Source organism: Stenotrophomonas sp. SY1 (genome assembly GCF_021202945.1).
Lineage (GTDB): Bacteria > Pseudomonadota > Gammaproteobacteria > Xanthomonadales > Xanthomonadaceae > Stenotrophomonas.
Genome location: NZ_JAJOYR010000001.1, coordinates 571821 through 586345, shown reverse-complemented (window position 1 = coordinate 586345; position 14525 = coordinate 571821). Strand labels below are relative to the sequence as shown.

At 58.9% G+C, this 14525-nt stretch carries 14 protein-coding genes; 5 read left to right on the top strand and 9 right to left on the bottom strand.

What is annotated here, in order from left to right:
• Nucleotides 1-190 precede the first annotated feature (190 nt).
• Nucleotides 191-1663 carry an MFS transporter gene (locus LR961_RS02355; RefSeq protein WP_232146818.1) on the top strand — a complete coding sequence of 491 codons (1473 nt, stop codon included), beginning with the start codon at nt 191-193 and terminating at the stop codon, nt 1661-1663.
• Between the two features lie 217 nt (nt 1664-1880).
• On the opposite strand, the gene LR961_RS02350 is transcribed toward LR961_RS02355, so the two are convergent.
• The 3 genes from LR961_RS02350 to LR961_RS02340 all read right to left on the bottom strand — a co-directional run bounded on the left by LR961_RS02350 (nt 1881) and on the right by LR961_RS02340 (nt 3620).
• Nucleotides 1881-2201 carry an MliC family protein gene (locus LR961_RS02350; protein ID WP_232146817.1) on the bottom strand — a complete coding sequence of 107 codons (321 nt, stop codon included), beginning with the start codon at nt 2199-2201 and terminating at the stop codon, nt 1881-1883.
• A 162-nt stretch (nt 2202-2363) separates the two neighbouring features.
• Nucleotides 2364-2876, bottom strand: coding sequence for a hypothetical protein (locus tag LR961_RS02345; RefSeq protein WP_232146816.1), 513 nt, complete (start codon nt 2874-2876; stop codon nt 2364-2366).
• A gap of 198 nt (nt 2877-3074) precedes the next feature.
• Nucleotides 3075-3620: an Ltp family lipoprotein gene (locus tag LR961_RS02340; RefSeq protein ID WP_232146815.1), complete on the bottom strand. Its 546-nt coding sequence runs from the start codon at nt 3618-3620 to the stop codon at nt 3075-3077.
• A gap of 392 nt (nt 3621-4012) precedes the next feature.
• Here LR961_RS02340 and LR961_RS02335 point away from each other — a divergent pair, with 392 nt between their 5' ends.
• Nucleotides 4013-4378 carry an SH3 domain-containing protein gene (locus LR961_RS02335; RefSeq protein WP_232146814.1) on the top strand — a complete coding sequence of 122 codons (366 nt, stop codon included), beginning with the start codon at nt 4013-4015 and terminating at the stop codon, nt 4376-4378.
• 569 nt (nt 4379-4947) lie between these two features.
• Complete coding sequence (locus LR961_RS02330) at nt 4948-6780, top strand: hypothetical protein (RefSeq protein ID WP_232146813.1); 1833 nt, start codon at nt 4948-4950, stop codon at nt 6778-6780.
• 324 nt (nt 6781-7104) lie between these two features.
• On the opposite strand, the gene LR961_RS02325 is transcribed toward LR961_RS02330, so the two are convergent.
• Nucleotides 7105-7602, bottom strand: a complete 498-nt coding sequence (locus LR961_RS02325) for a MarR family winged helix-turn-helix transcriptional regulator (protein WP_232146812.1) — start codon at nt 7600-7602, stop codon at nt 7105-7107.
• 81 nt (nt 7603-7683) lie between these two features.
• Here LR961_RS02325 and LR961_RS02320 point away from each other — a divergent pair, with 81 nt between their 5' ends.
• Entirely contained in the window at nt 7684-8988 is a 1305-nt protein-coding gene (locus LR961_RS02320) for an alpha/beta fold hydrolase (protein ID WP_232146811.1), read from the top strand.
• Between the two features lie 131 nt (nt 8989-9119).
• Here LR961_RS02320 and LR961_RS02315 read toward each other — a convergent pair whose 3' ends face one another.
• The 3 genes from LR961_RS02315 to LR961_RS02305 all read right to left on the bottom strand — a co-directional run bounded on the left by LR961_RS02315 (nt 9120) and on the right by LR961_RS02305 (nt 10963).
• Nucleotides 9120-9797, bottom strand: coding sequence for a hypothetical protein (locus LR961_RS02315; protein WP_232146810.1), 678 nt, complete (start codon nt 9795-9797; stop codon nt 9120-9122).
• A 137-nt stretch (nt 9798-9934) separates the two neighbouring features.
• Entirely contained in the window at nt 9935-10366 is a 432-nt protein-coding gene (locus LR961_RS02310) for a hypothetical protein (RefSeq protein WP_232146809.1), read from the bottom strand.
• Nucleotides 10367-10663: 297 nt separating this feature from the next.
• Nucleotides 10664-10963, bottom strand: a complete 300-nt coding sequence (locus tag LR961_RS02305) for a hypothetical protein (protein ID WP_232146808.1) — start codon at nt 10961-10963, stop codon at nt 10664-10666.
• A 484-nt stretch (nt 10964-11447) separates the two neighbouring features.
• Between LR961_RS02305 and LR961_RS02300 the strand changes: the two genes are divergently transcribed.
• Nucleotides 11448-12332: a hypothetical protein gene (locus LR961_RS02300; protein WP_232146807.1), complete on the top strand. Its 885-nt coding sequence runs from the start codon at nt 11448-11450 to the stop codon at nt 12330-12332.
• Nucleotides 12333-12635: 303 nt separating this feature from the next.
• Here LR961_RS02300 and LR961_RS02295 read toward each other — a convergent pair whose 3' ends face one another.
• Nucleotides 12636-13472 (bottom strand): NrdJb, encoded by an 837-nt coding sequence (locus LR961_RS02295; protein WP_232146806.1) that lies wholly within the window; start codon nt 13470-13472, stop codon nt 12636-12638.
• Nucleotides 13473-13551: 79 nt separating this feature from the next.
• Nucleotides 13552-14391, bottom strand: a complete 840-nt coding sequence (locus LR961_RS02290; protein WP_232146805.1) for a histone — start codon at nt 14389-14391, stop codon at nt 13552-13554.
• Between the last annotated feature and the right edge of the window lie 134 nt (nt 14392-14525).

Below are 14525 nucleotides of genomic sequence, written 5' to 3'. Positions count from 1 at the left end.
CCATTCGCCGCAAACACATTTTCGGTTGCGCGCCTTCCAATCTCACACCCCGCGTGAGATTGGCCGGAAAAGCCCTTTATTCAACCCATATTCCGGCACCGCCCTCTATCGTGCGCAGGCTTCGCGCCTCCGCATTACGGCAACCTGCGCCCGGATGGCGCGTGAAGGCAGGTAACCCAAGGATAAGGAAATGACCTCCTCCAACCGCTGGCTGGTGCTGGCCATCGTCTCAAGCGCACTGTTTCTGATCGTCATCGACATGACGGTGCTGTACACCGCGCTGCCCTCGCTTACCCATGACCTGAAGGCGAGCGCCACCGAGAAGCTGTGGATCGTCAATGCCTATGCATTGGTGGCCGCAGCCCTGCTGCCTGGCCTCGGCGCGCTTGGCGACCGGCTCGGCCACAAGCGCATCTTCATCGCGGGACTGACCGTGTTCGGCGTGGCATCGCTGGCGGCCGCATTCTCGCCAACGCCCGCTTTTCTGATCGCATCACGCGCCCTGCTCGCCGTGGGCGCGGCCATGATGATGCCGGCCACGCTGTCATTGATACGCCTGACCTTCACTGATGAGAAGGAGCGTTCGTTCGCGATCGGCATCTGGGCGGCCGTGGCCTCCGGTGGTGCCGCATTCGGCCCGGTGGTCGGCGGGCTGCTGCTGGAGCATTGCTGGTGGGGCTCGGTGTTCCTGATCAACGTGCCGGTGGTGATCATCGCGCTGCTGGCAGGCAGCCTGATGCTGCCCACGCGTCCCGGCAACGCCCAGCATCCGTGGGACTTCATCGGTTCGGTACAGGTGATGGTCGGCCTGGTTGGCCTGACCTACGCGATCAAGGAAGTCAGCACGCGCAATCCGTCGTGGTTGATTGCCGGCTTGGCACTGCTGGTTGGCGTGATAGCGATGACCATCTTCGTTCACCGCCAGCTGCGCAGCACTGCTCCGTTGATCGATTTCTCGCTGTTCGCCAACCCACGCTTCTCCGCTGGCGTCGCGACCGCGCTGGTCGCCGCCGGCTCGTTGATCGGCGTGGAGCTGGTCTTCAGTCAGCGCCTGCAGCTGGTGCTCGGGCATTCGCCGTTGCAGGCCGGCCTGCTGATCCTGCCGATCCCGTTGGCGGCGTTCGTCGCCGGCCCGCTCACCGGCCTGGCCCTTCCGCGCATCGGCGCGATGCGCGTGTTGTGGTGTTCGCTTCTGGTGTCCGGCGTTGCACTGGCCGCCTACCTGCTCAGCTACCAGCGTGATGCGTGGCTGTGGTTGCTCGCCATGGCCGGCATGGGCTTCGGTATCGGCGCGGCGATGACCGCGGCCTCCAGCGTCATCATGCTGTCCGCCCCGGAAGACCGTGCCGGCATGGCGGCGTCGGTCGAAGAGGTGTCCTACGAACTCGGCGGCGCATTGGGCATCGCCATCCTCGGCAGCCTGATGTCGGCGCTGTATACCAATGCGTTGGTGCTGCCACCAGGCATCGCCGCCGAAGCCAGCGACAGCCTCGACGAAGCCCTCCTCATCGCCGAACAACTCAACGGCGCCGAAGCCAGCCAGCTCACCCAACTCGCCGGCGCCGCATTCGACCAGGCCTTCATCGGCGTGATCGGCACGGCCGCCGTGTTGTTGCTCGTGGTGGCCGGTGGCATCTGGCACAGGACGCACAAGGCCGTTTGAATGCCATGCCGTAGGAGCGGCTTCAGCCGCGAAGCTGAGAATCCTGCGGACGCCGCATCAACAGATTGCACGTGGACAGCACACGTCTGAATCAACTGCTTCGTGGCTGAAGCCGCTTCTACAGGCTGGCGATGCGGCCGGCCTTGTACAAAGAACGAAAAAGCCGGAACGGCAACCCCGTTCCGACCTTGTTTGTTTCGTTGATGCACTGCCGCGCTTACTTCTCGCGGCACTGCCTGGGCACCATCCGCCCGATCGTATAAGTCAGCTCCGTGCCCTTGCCGCGAATCGACTGCATCGGCGTTCCGTAGGAGAAGCCGGAACCGGTGACCTGCTGCGGCAGGTCCACCGTGCTGCCATCAGGCTGCACCACCCGCGCCACGTTCTCCGCATACACCACGGTCAGATCCGGCCCACCTTCGCAGGCGTAGGTGACGCGACGTTCGCTGCTGGTTGCGCTCGAATCGCCCGATGGGCTGGTGGTTGCGCAACCGGCCAGCGAAGCAACAAGCAAGCCCACGAACATTATCTTCAGCATTGTATTTCTCCGTTCTGATTCGCCGTGTCCATGCGATGGGGACGGCATACGCCCACCGCATCATCGACATTCAGATTGGCGCGACTTGGGTGAATGCGTCGTGAGAGCTGCACTGCATCCTTTACACATCGCAACGCTGACGCCCAAAGCTATCTAAAACTGTCAGCGCTCGGTGCCCTGTCTCCAGCTATCCGGCCTCGGCGACCACTCACCCTCACCCAGCACTGCTTCAAGCAAGTTCTGGATCGGATAGCCCAGGTGCCGTTCGGCCGCCAGGCCACCATCACTCCCCTTCGCGGCTGCCATGAATGCACGGAATGCAGGCTTGTCCCCTGCCGTGAGCGCGGCGATCTTCTTGGCCAGGTCGTAGGAAAGCCGGTTTCCGTCATCGGCCGCCAAGAAAGACTTGCCGGACCAGAAGGTCTGGATGCTGACCTGGTTCCAGTAAGCCACATGCTGGGCTGCAACCTCGTGCGGGAAGTACAGCTGCGCGCTGGGAGCAGCCAGCTGCGGGAACAGCGTGTATTTGGTGTTCACCGCCAAACCTTCGTTCAACCATGCCGGGATCGGCAGATGCTGGGTCGTATCCGCGCCGCGTGTCCCGGTGTTGGCGATGACGACGCCTGTGTCTGGGTGAACATCGCCGACACCAGGAGGATCGAGCAGAAATTCCACCGATGAAGCTTCACCCTCATCAAGTCCTGACCGTTCGCCGTAAAGAGGGTCGGATGCGGGAAGTGGGGTTCTGTTCTAAAGCGCGGCCAGTTCCTGCTGATGCATTGATGTCGGTCCCGGAACGGGACGTTGACTCATTTCCAGAAGGCCAACGGTCAGAGCGGAAACCCGACTCTGACCATGGTTTTCTTCAAATGATCAGTTGCAGGCACCAGCTTGACGTGCACCAAAGGTTGCCTGGCTCACGGTGTACTTTTCACCGGCGCTCGAGGAAAGCTGTTCAATCAGGCCCTTGCACGAGAAGCCCTGCATGCTGAGGTACTGTGCTGCGGACTTCGCCGCCTGCTCGTTCCAATCAACATTCAGGCTGTCCACCGCGAAAGTGGCATCGGCTACGCTGAAACCCTCGCCAGCATCTGCCGAAAGCTGATTGATGAGCCCGTTCCGCGAAAAGCCGCCCATGCTGAGGTACTGCTCGGCGGACCTGATCGCGTTCTTCTGCGGCCCGGTCAGGCTCGGTGCTGCGGCCTCTTCCTTCTTTGCTTCGACCGGCGCGGCCTCTTCCTTCTTTTCCTCAACGCGTGCGGCTTCCTGCTTCTTTGCCTCGGCGCGCTCGGCCGCTTTCTGCTCACGCGCAGCAGCATCGGCTGCCTTCTGCTCCGGCGACTTGGTTGCTTCGATAATCATGCCGAGCGCGAGCAGTCCGACAAAAGCAATCAAAATCCATTTCAGAAACTTCTTCATTCTTCCCCTTCGTTGGTTGCAAAAACGTTGTTCTTCACTACCGGTGACGCAGTGCGTTGCAACTGCGGCCCCTCCTTGACACAGCCTCCGGGATCGCAGGCATGCGCGGAATCATCAAGCCGCATGTGATCGCTGTCAAACAAAGCGTTGCCATTGATTCACCGCACTTACGCCAAAAATTTGGCGCTCAGTCGGCATGGAAAGAACCCGTACCTTTGCACCATGTTTCCCGGCCATCCTTCAAGCCCCAAGGCTGGGGCGGAAAGGGCACTGCTCCTGCGTCTCCCATCCTCAGCCCCCCGGGTTTTTCCCCAAGCTGAGCCCTGACACCTCATTCCAAGGCCCGCCCTCGTGGCGCAGCTCAACTTCAAAGCAACTCGCAGGATAGGTACATGAAAGCCAAGCAGTACCTCGTCATTCGAGGACATACCAGCCAGTACCCCAAGCCAATTTCTTTTGCGAAAGGCGCGACGCTTGTTGTAGGCAAGAAGTACGAAGGCCCGGAAGGCTGGGACAACTGGCTGTTCTGTGACACCCCAGGGCAAGAAGGTGGCTGGGTACCCGCACAGATCATCGAAATCATCGATGGCAACGTCGCTCATGCGCTTGAGGACTACACCGCCAGAGAATTGGACGTGAAAGAAGGGGACCTGCTGCTTGGCATGAGTATTCTCAACGGCTGGGTTTGGTGCGAGAACTCCACCACCTCGAAGTCTGGATGGGTTCCACTTGCAAATCTCAGCGAAGCTTTCCGCTGAGTCCTGCTTCCGGGCGGGGACCACAATCGTCGCCCTGCGCAGCTGTGGAAAAAGGTGGAGACCTGACTCCGACCCCTGTTTTGACCGCTGAGCGCGAGATACGTTCGAAAGGCAGTTTCGTGAGGGGGGACGCCATCAACGTGAACTCCGCTATGCGGTGCTACTTGTCGCCGGATCTGGCGCCATAGCTTCCGCAGCGAGAAACGCATGCCGTCAAGTCAGGCTCTGCACTGCAGACACAAGGCTGCCCGCTACACCTACTCCTACTCAGACCATGCCGTCGAAGTGTCAGCAAAGAGACCTTCGACGAAGAAGGCAAGCTCGGTCACGATTCGAGTCGTTGTATGACCCCATCGCAGTCCAACAGGAAAGGGGCCTTACTGAAACCCGACTCTCACGCCGGGCTTCGGCATCTTGCTCACCGATAGACACATCAACAATAAAGCCAATTCGGACATTCCCTTGAATGTCCCAAAGCACTGCCGGACTTCTGTTTCACCCTTCCTTTGACGTGCACTGGCTGTCGACTATTCTTTGCGCTACGGACGCCACAAACCACGGACGAGCACATGGATATGCATCGCGGCCTTCTGGCCCTATCTCCGGCACTCCGCTGGGTACTCGCTACGGCACTTTTCTTTCTCCCGTTCTTCGCCGTCTCGGAGGAGCTCGCCTCATCTACACATCAACAGTCGTCGGCCTTTTCCCCTCTCTATCTGAATGAGCGCGCGAAATCGATCGCCGCCATCCAAGCGGAGCAGTGGAGCCAGGCCAGCACACTCAGCGAAGAACTGCTGGAGATGGCACGAAACCCGTATGAAACCATTGATGCACTGCAGTTGCTACTCTTTACCCTACGTCGGGAAGATCGGCACGAGGAGGCCATCCGGATCATCGACGGGCTCATTGCCAAGGTCGACAACTCCGTCAACGGCCCCCACTTCGACCAGATGGACCTTTACACCACGGAGGGATTGATTAGTTCGTTCCTGGCCAAGAATGTTGCCGTGGCGGAGCGCTATTCACATCGAATGCTGAAGGATGCTCGACTTTTCCCTGAGCAGTGGAATACAAGCTTTTCCCAGCATCACATTACCGACTCGGCTTCAGGACTATCCATGCCATTGACGGCCGGGCGCTGGCTGCTCGTGCATATGGAGCCTGCGTCGAAGCCGGGCAACATCACACGCTGGAAGTACCTTTACGTAGCTGCCGACGCAACCACGGCCGAAGTGAAGATTTCCATGCAACACCCGGACGATATGTCTGGCCTTGATGATCAGGCACGGCGACATAAGCTCTTCAACCGGCTCAGACCTCGCTTTGACGATGAGATCCCTGTCGATGGGGCCACACTTCCTGACATGGCCCTGCCCGGCCTGCTACAAGCCAGCCTCCGATCGCAAGTCACAATTGAAGGCACCGCAATGCAGCGCGCTCGATGGTTGGGATATCGCAGCGGCTGGCTCATTGGTGCGGACTTGACTTCCAGAACTGACGGCATCGACACCATGCTGCAAGCGCTGCCCTCATTGTGGAGCGCGATAGACTGGAGCACGCCGATCGAACTGGATGCGCAGTGGCCTGAACGTGACCGCATGATCGAGGAACTCTGGACGCCTTCAGGAAGTAATCAGAAGGCAGCCGCGCTCGCCGCCAGCTCGTTGGCTATTGCCACCTTTCCCAGGGATGCTGCCGTACTGAATGCGATCATCGGCATCACCGCGTTTCGTGAGGGAGACGACACGAAAGCAGCGACTCACTTGGCCAAAGCACTGCGCGCCTGGGAGTACATTGGTGCCGACCGGTTCGAAGCACAGCTCAAGGATGACTCACTTCAGTACGCTGCCGCGCTTTCGTTCATCGCCAATGACTCACCCCGGGGCGCGTCGCTTATGAACAGGTATCTGGACTACCCAGGAAGGTGGGCCGAGCCGTGGTTCAAGATTCAGGACGGAAATTCGTTGGTACTGAGGAACAAGCATTCGGATATGCAGGTGCCGGTGTGGCTGTCCGGATTTCTGGCTGGCCATCCCAAGTCAGACGCGGCCATCGTGTTCAAAGACCTACGCACGGGCCAGATTGTCGGCCTCACCACCAACCTGGATGTTCCGGCGTCCGACACTGTCCAGGAGCAGCTGTTCCGAGAGGTCATGAACCACCAGTTCAACCTGACACTGGGCTCCCTCCAACAACAACCTTTCCAGGCGAGCACGCACGATAGCTCCATCCTCGGGAAGCGCTGGACATTCCAGGTTGAAGCAGGCTTCCATAACGATGTCACCCAGGTGACCTTCTGGGTGGTGGACCGAGGCACCACCCGAACCCTGTTGCGCGCTTCAACCAAGGCGCCGGAGGAGCTGCTTCGAGCCGAGGAGTTTGCCAAGGCCCTTGTCTGGTGAACCAAGAAAGGAGCGACAGGGACAGAATAGACTTCTGCACGTCAGGCCGTCCATGACTGGAATCGGCCTCCGGCTCCTGCTCAGATCATGCAATCGAGATCGAGAGAGAACGAAGAGAATGGCGTCAGAGTGGAGTTTCGAATCTCAGCGAAGCTTCCCGCTAAGCCCTGCTATTGGGCGGGAAGGAGAGATCGGGGTCAGAGTGGCATGGAAGTCCGACTCTGACCGCAGTTCTGCCCCCTGACCTCTGTTTTCACTGTGCAACTGGGAGAAGAGATGGAAACCCAACTCTGCCCCTGTTCTGCATTGTTCTGCATCGAAGCCCTACTCTGCTCCCTGCTTCTCCTCAGCTTTCCGCTGCAAACGCTGCAGAAATGAAAGCTCCTGACAGTTGCGCTCCATAGTCCACAGCATTGCAAGCGCGTCAGCGCCGGCCAGACGCAGCAGCTCGGTGGATGCCTGCTCCATGACCGCCAAGGCCTCGCGGATACGCACCAGTTCGTTCCGTCCCTTTTTGGTCAAGGACACCAGGGTTCTGCGCCGGTCCGCCGGGTCACCGCTGGATTTCACCAGCGATAGCTGCGTCAGATCCTTGATCCAGGTGATCACCAGCGGATGCGATTGCCGTAGCAGCGCCGCCAGCTCGGTCACGCCCAAAGAGCCGTACTGGTCCAATGCCAGAAGCGTGGATATCGTGCGTGGCGGCGCGGTAACACCAACCGTTGGATACCAATCGGCCGCACCCTGCACCAGTTCATCGGCAAGGCGCCTCAGAAGATGTGCGAGAAAAGCCGGCCCTTGCTGTTGAATGAAATCGGTCATGTCATGGTCTCCTCGCGAGGGTTGACGCCCTCAGACTAAAACGTCAATATTTCCGTAAATAGTAACGCAACTGGTGTTGTCATGCTCAGACTGTCATTCACCATCGCCGTCACACTGGCCGCACTTCCCCACATCAGCGCAATCGCGGCAGAGCCAGCCACTCCCGTTCCACAAGCGCCTTCCTGCCACACCGGCAGCTATCGCATGGCCGATGGCAGCACGCTCGACATCGGGCCAGGGCCATCGGGCACGCTTCGCTGGCGCCGCCCCGATGGCCAAACCGGGGCATTGATGCGGGAAGATGATGGCGCCTGGACCAGCACGCTTGGCTGGACCAACCTTCCCGACGGCCACCGGTTGACAGTGGAGAACTGCGCGCAGGGCGAGATCCGCTTCGACGAGACGCCCGGCAGACGACAATCGCTGGAACAGATCGATACGCACTTCCAGGGCTCAGGAGTCACTTTGCGCGGGCGATTGACACTGCCGCCAGGCGAGGCACGCGTGCCAATCGCCGTGCTTGTCCACGGTGCAGAACGAACGTCTGCAGTCGACAACTATTCACTGCAGCGCGAACTGGCAAGCCAGGGCATCGGCGTCTTTGCATATGACAAGCGCGGCACTGGCCGGTCGGAGGGCCGCTACACACAGAACTACCTCACCCTCGCAACCGATGCCATCCACGCCATGCATGAAGCACGGCGCCTTGCCGGCGAGCGCGCAGGGCGCATCGGGTACCAGGGGGGTAGTCAGGGCGGATGGGTGGCGCCGCTGGCCGCCAGAATCGAACCCGTGGACTTCGTGATCGTCAGCTTCGGCCTGGCGGTATCGCCGATAGAGGAAGATCGTGAGGCGATCATCTTCGACATGACGCGCGCCGGCTTCGATGCGGACGTGCAACGCAAGGCTGGCGAAGTAGCCGACGCGACCGCAGCCATCATCGAAAGCAACTTCACGGAAGGGTTCGACAAACTCGATGCGGTGAAGATGAAGTACGGAAAGGAGCCGTGGTTTCCACTCGTGCGGGGCAACTTCAGCTCCTACCTGCTCTCTACGCCCGAAGAAGCGGCGCGCAGGGACTTTCCAGCGTTGGTTGAGGGTGTACCGGCGCATTACGATCCGATGCCAGTGTTGTCCAACCTCGATGTGCCGCAACTATGGCTATTCGGAGGACAGGACCGCGATGCCCCTCCTTTTGAAACGTTGCGCCGGCTGGAGAAGCTCAAGCAGGCAGGCCGCCCCGTTGCCACATTCGTCTTCCCGAATGCGGATCACGGCATGTACGAGTTCGAGACCGATGCTCACGGCGAACGCATGTCGACCCGGCAGCCCCAAGGGTATCTGCAGATGATGGTGGACTTCATCAAGCAGAGCGATGATGTCTGAAGTGCCCAGTTCTCCAGCGTGCGTATGGGTGAGCGGTTCAGAATAAGAGAAAGGTCAGAATGGAAACCCAGCCCTGACCACTGTTTTAACTGCCCCCTGTTCCGCACTGCCCTGTTGCTGTCTTAACTGCGTCAGGGCGTCGCTTTCCGCTTCTCCGCCTCAAGCAACAACGCCTGATAGAGCTGCAAGCGGATACGCATCAAGTTGGCAACGCTCACGACGAGGTACAGCAGTATCAGGAATACGCCAAGCACGACCTGCCACGCCGGCATGCCCAGCAGGTCCTTCCATTGGCGGATAAAAAGAAACATGGACACAAGGACCGGCAGCATGCCGAGTCTTTCAACGCCACCAGCAAGAAAGCCAATCTTGGCGGTCAGTTGCCCAAGATGCAGACGGACGACGCATTCAGCCTTGGTCAGCTCTGAGGCCGAAAACCCCGTCAGCCAAGCCAGCATGTGATCAAAGTACGTGCGATCGTGGTCAAGCTGCTGCGCCTGACCCTTCCGCCAGTGCCAGAACTGCAAGCCCATTACACCGCAGTTCCTGAGAACGCTGGGAAGCCCAGCGACGTAAAGAATGATAAGCCCGCTCTTCGCGACGTAGACCATCCACTGCGCCGGCCCCAACCACTTCGCCAGGAAGTACGGCGCCAATCCCAGCACTGCCCCGGCGAACGCAACGATGTGCAACACCTTCAACCATTGCGGCGTATTCAATGCACCCGCAGGCCCATCCGGCACATCGCGCAAGCGCTGGTCCAACGCGGCGAAGGACAGTCCCTGTCTACAATCAGCCTTCATCTTCATCCCCTGCCCTGATGCGGCCATCTTATCGACATCAGGTCACGATTCGTGTTTTCGAGCCACAGCTTTCTGGCGGTTCGCAATAGGAAAGGGCCAGAGCGAAAACTCGGCTCTGACCCCTGTTTCCACTCAACTGCCGGTCATCCCCGTTCGATGTCTTCGCCAAAGGCCAACCGTAATGCTTCGGTGTCACCTTGCAGCGCGGCACGCATGCGGCTCTCGTCCAGCGGGCGCACCACCCATTCGACATCCCAGTGGAAGCCATTGCGCCTTGAAACCGGAATGGCCAGATACCAGCTTGGCCCCGGCCCCACGCAGTACCAGAATGCATCGTCCGCGGTCTGTGCCATCCAGCGCGGCTCCGGTTGCTGCATACCATCGAACCGTCCGTGCCGCTGTTTCACCACCCGCACTTGCGCACCGGTGAGGACAACACCATCGCGCGACGGAAACCGCAACCGCTCGAACGTTTCCTGGCGGGCAGCCCGCAACCGCTGCGGGCCGGAGAGTTGCGCAGCAGCCGACGCCACCACCACTACCATTCCCGCCAACATCACCAATGCGCTCTTCATGACATCCTGGCCGTAGTACCACCGAAGTCGTCAATGATAGCGATCGGCTGCAGCAGGATGCTGCACTACGACACCGGCATGGAACGTCGAGTAAGCCACCCGAACAGGAAGGCCGCAACACTGATGAAACTCGACTCTGCCGCCCCCGTTTCGTTCAACTCACACTCGTCCGCGCTCAAAATCTATCGGTGCGCCTCAGCAGAGGCAAAGCCTGGCAATTCGCATTAGCCACAGCGTTCAAGGCCGAAACGGAAGCGCGACTCCGCCCATCGTTCTCTACAGCAAACAACGCAAAGGTCAGAGCGGAAACCCGACTCTGACCCCTGTTTTTCGCCCCACGCAGTACCAGAATGCATCGTCCGCGGTCTGTGCCATCCAGCGCGGCTCCGGTTGCTGCATACCATCGAACCGTCCGTGCCGCTGTTTCACCACCCGCACTTGCGCACCGGTGAGGACAACACCATCGCGCGACGGAAACCGCAACCGCTCGAACGTTTCCTGGCGGGCAGCCCGCAACCGCTGCGGGCCGGAGAGTTGCGCAGCAGCCGACGCCACCACCACTACCATTCCCGCCAACATCACCAATGCGCTCTTCATGACATCCTGGCCGTAGAACCACCGAAGTCATCAATGATAGCGATCGGTTGCAGCAGGATGCTGCACTACGACACCGGCATGGAACGTCGAGTAAGCCACCCGAACAGGAAGACCGCAGCACTGATGAAACTCGACTCTGACCCCTGTTTCACTGCTGCCCCCTGTTTCACTGACCCCTGTTTCAGACAAATCGCATTAGCCACAGCGTTCAAGGCCGAAACGGAAGCACGACTCCGCCCATCGTTCTCTACAGCAAACAACGCAAAGGTCAGAGCGGAAACCCGACTCTGACCCCTGTTTTCGTCCTCTTGATTCTTACGACCCTACTCTCCTGCACTTAGTAATTTGCATTACCAAAATTACCATCCCACACGCGATAAACATAGCGCGAGGGCGAGAATAAATGCACCTCAGTCTTTCAAGGAGTTTCCAAGACCCACAACAGCTTTTACCAAGAGCCAGTGGATAAAAGGAGAGCACAACGATGCCATGTAAAGCACTGACACGATTTGCACCGTCTTTTCTTCTCGCAGCTGCCGGCTGGTTGTTTTCACTGCAGGCAAACGCTCAAGATACTTTACAAGTCTGCGATGGATGCAGTTCAAGTTACATAAATACGATCGTCTGGCACGATACCAACGCAGAACAAGCTCCGTTCTGGGGTTATAAATATTACGTCAATCGCCAAACTGGCGAAGTCCTAAAATTTTTAACGTCCAAAGAAAATGACGCGCCAAGCATTACTTGCACACCAGCGACCCCCTGGGGCTGTCAGGACATCATTACAATCGTACCGGAGACACCAGAGCCCGAGTTCCATGATTACGGAATAAAGGCACAGCAAGCATGGGGCTCTGTGATAGAAATTTCTCCAGGACCTGGCATCCCAAATAACGCCTACGAGTTCGTGCAATTCCCTCAAGCAAGGGAAGTGACTATGGCTCAAGCCCACACAAAAGCTGCAGTCTTAACCGTCGTCACGCAATCGCTTCGTGGACTGGTGGATAAATACATCCTTAGCCTCCCACCAAAGGTAGTATCCGTCACTCTCAAACTTCCCGACGGCTCGAGGGTAATCGCCATAATGGACCCCGTGACTGAGCGGTTCGCCCATGAACCGAATACAGTACGAGACCGCGCTGGAAACTTCGTACCTGAATCGCCAGCTAAAATCGCAGGAGGGCTAGGACAGACAACTTACTACGACTTTCAGAACAACCCTGACGATCGATTCCGATTCATTAATTGGGTAAGTTCATTGGGAGCTTCGGTTAATGGCTCGTCCGGCCATGTCAGACAACGTTGCACCGAAAGCGCCGATAGCTCGGAGACCGGCGTCAACGTTACGATAACTTGCACCTCCTATTAGCCGCCTTCTCTTGGACGTACTACGACACGTTCCGCCATAGGAGAAATGCATTTTCAAATTGACCCCATAGATAAAAGCCTATGCATGGAAGCTACTTCTAGGTGACTGTATAGAGTAATGATATCCCCTATAAGAACTGGCCATGTATTTCACAATTCGAAAATGGCAAAGGGCCACCCGGGAGGGCGGCCCTTTCTTTTCCAACCAGTAGCTTCCTTGATCCCTACCAGAACCCGATACGTGCCCAGCTAGCGATTAATAAGGGTCCATACAATCGAGAAAGCTATTCAGAACTTTTTCAACTCAACCGCACTTGGAATACCCACAATTCAAGCAAGTCTGGCAGCCATCCATGATCACCAGCGCCTTGGTGCTGCATTTGTGGCACATGCTGGCGCTGGCCGGGAAGCTGCCGTTGTCGGCGCTTTCTGCTTCGGAGTCAGAAGCAGCGTCAAAAGCTACCCCTCCCCGGCCCTCCCCTTCGCTTTGCGAAAGGGAGGGGACAAGCGCGGCGCTCTGCGCCGGAGCTGCGGTTACTTCACTGTTTTTTTTTGAGCGTTCTTCAAACTGCTTGCGCTTCTCGGCGATCAGGGCGCGCTGGTGGGCGCTCATTTCCGGGTCGTGCAGCAGGCCGATCGACTTCATGTGGTCTTCGACAATGGAGCCCAGCTCGGCCACCAGCGACGGCATGTACACGCCACCGGCCTTGAAGTAACCGCCCTTCGGGTCGAACACGGCCTTCATCTCATCGACGATGAACGTCACGTCGCCGCCCTTGCGGAACACGGCCGACATGATGCGGGTCAGCGCCACGATCCACTGGAAATGCTCCATCGACTTGGAGTTGATGAAGATCTCGAACGGACGGCGCAGCTCGTGCTCGGTGCCCTGGTTGAGCACGATGTCGTTGATGGTCACGTAGAAGGCGTGCTCCACCAACGGCGATTTGATCTTGTAGGTGCTGCCGATCAGCACTTCCGGGCGCTCGATGCGCTCGTGCATGTGCACGATGTTGTCGGCCGGGGACTCGACCGGCGCCACCACAACCGGCGCCTTGGCCGCTGCGGCTGCTTCGCGGGCCTTGTCGTCCGGGGTGATGACGGAATAGCCCTTGATTTTCTTGTCGATCTTGACGGCCATGGTGCGAGTCCTGGTTATGCGTTGTATTCGGTTTGCGGCAGCAACCCCGTCCCGCTAGGGACGGGGCGCGCGGTGCGGCTTACTTGCGGGCGGCCTTCTTGGCGGCCTTCTTCACTGCGGTGGTCTTGCGGGCCACGGTCTTCTTGGCCGAAGCAGCCTTCCTGGCGACAGTCTTCTTCGCCGAAGCGGCCTTCTTGCTCACAACCTTCTTGCTGGCTGCGGCCTTCTTGACCACCTTCTTCTGCGTGGCCTTTACCGTCTTCTTGACGGCGGCAACCTTCTTGGCGGCCTTCTTCTCGACCTTCTTCACTGCCTTCTTGGCAGCGGTGGTCTTCTTGCCGACGGCCTTGACCAGCTTCTTCTCGGCAGCCTTCACCGTCTTCTTGGCGGCGGCAGCCTTCTTGCCGACAACCTTGGCGACCTTCTTCTCGGCAGCCTTCACCGACTTCTTGGCGGCAGCGGCCTTCTTGGTCACGGCCTTGGCAACCTTCTTCTCGGTGGCCTTGACCGACTTCTTGGCCGAAGCCACCTTGGTGGCGGCCTTCTTCTCGACCTTGGCAATCGCCTTCTTGGTCGCAGCGCGCTTGCCGGCGCCCTTCTTCTTCAGGTCAGCGGCTTCGGCCTTGGCGTTGGCCTTGGCGGTTTCCAGCTTCTTGCGCACGGAAGAGACGGTCTTGGTCACTTCCTTCTTGGCGGCCTTGGCCTTCTTGGCCACGGCCTTTTCAGCCTTGACCACGGCCTTCTTGACCTTGGCTACCTGCTTCTTCGCACCGGCTTCCACCTTGCGTGCGCGGGTCTTGACCACGGCAACGGCTTCGGTGGTGGCCGTAGCGATGGTCTCGCCCAGGTGTGCTGCGGTTTCTTTCACGTTCTCGGCGACGTGCGAAACAGTCGCCGTCACACCATTACCATTGCTCATAAAGCCCTCCTCAGGGCGTCGGGTCTGTAAAACGTTGGCGATGCTATATCGAAGCCGATGCAACGGGAAACAAACGCACAACAACCCGGTGGTGGGCACCACCGTCAAACGCCGCCCTGCATGACCCGCAGGAC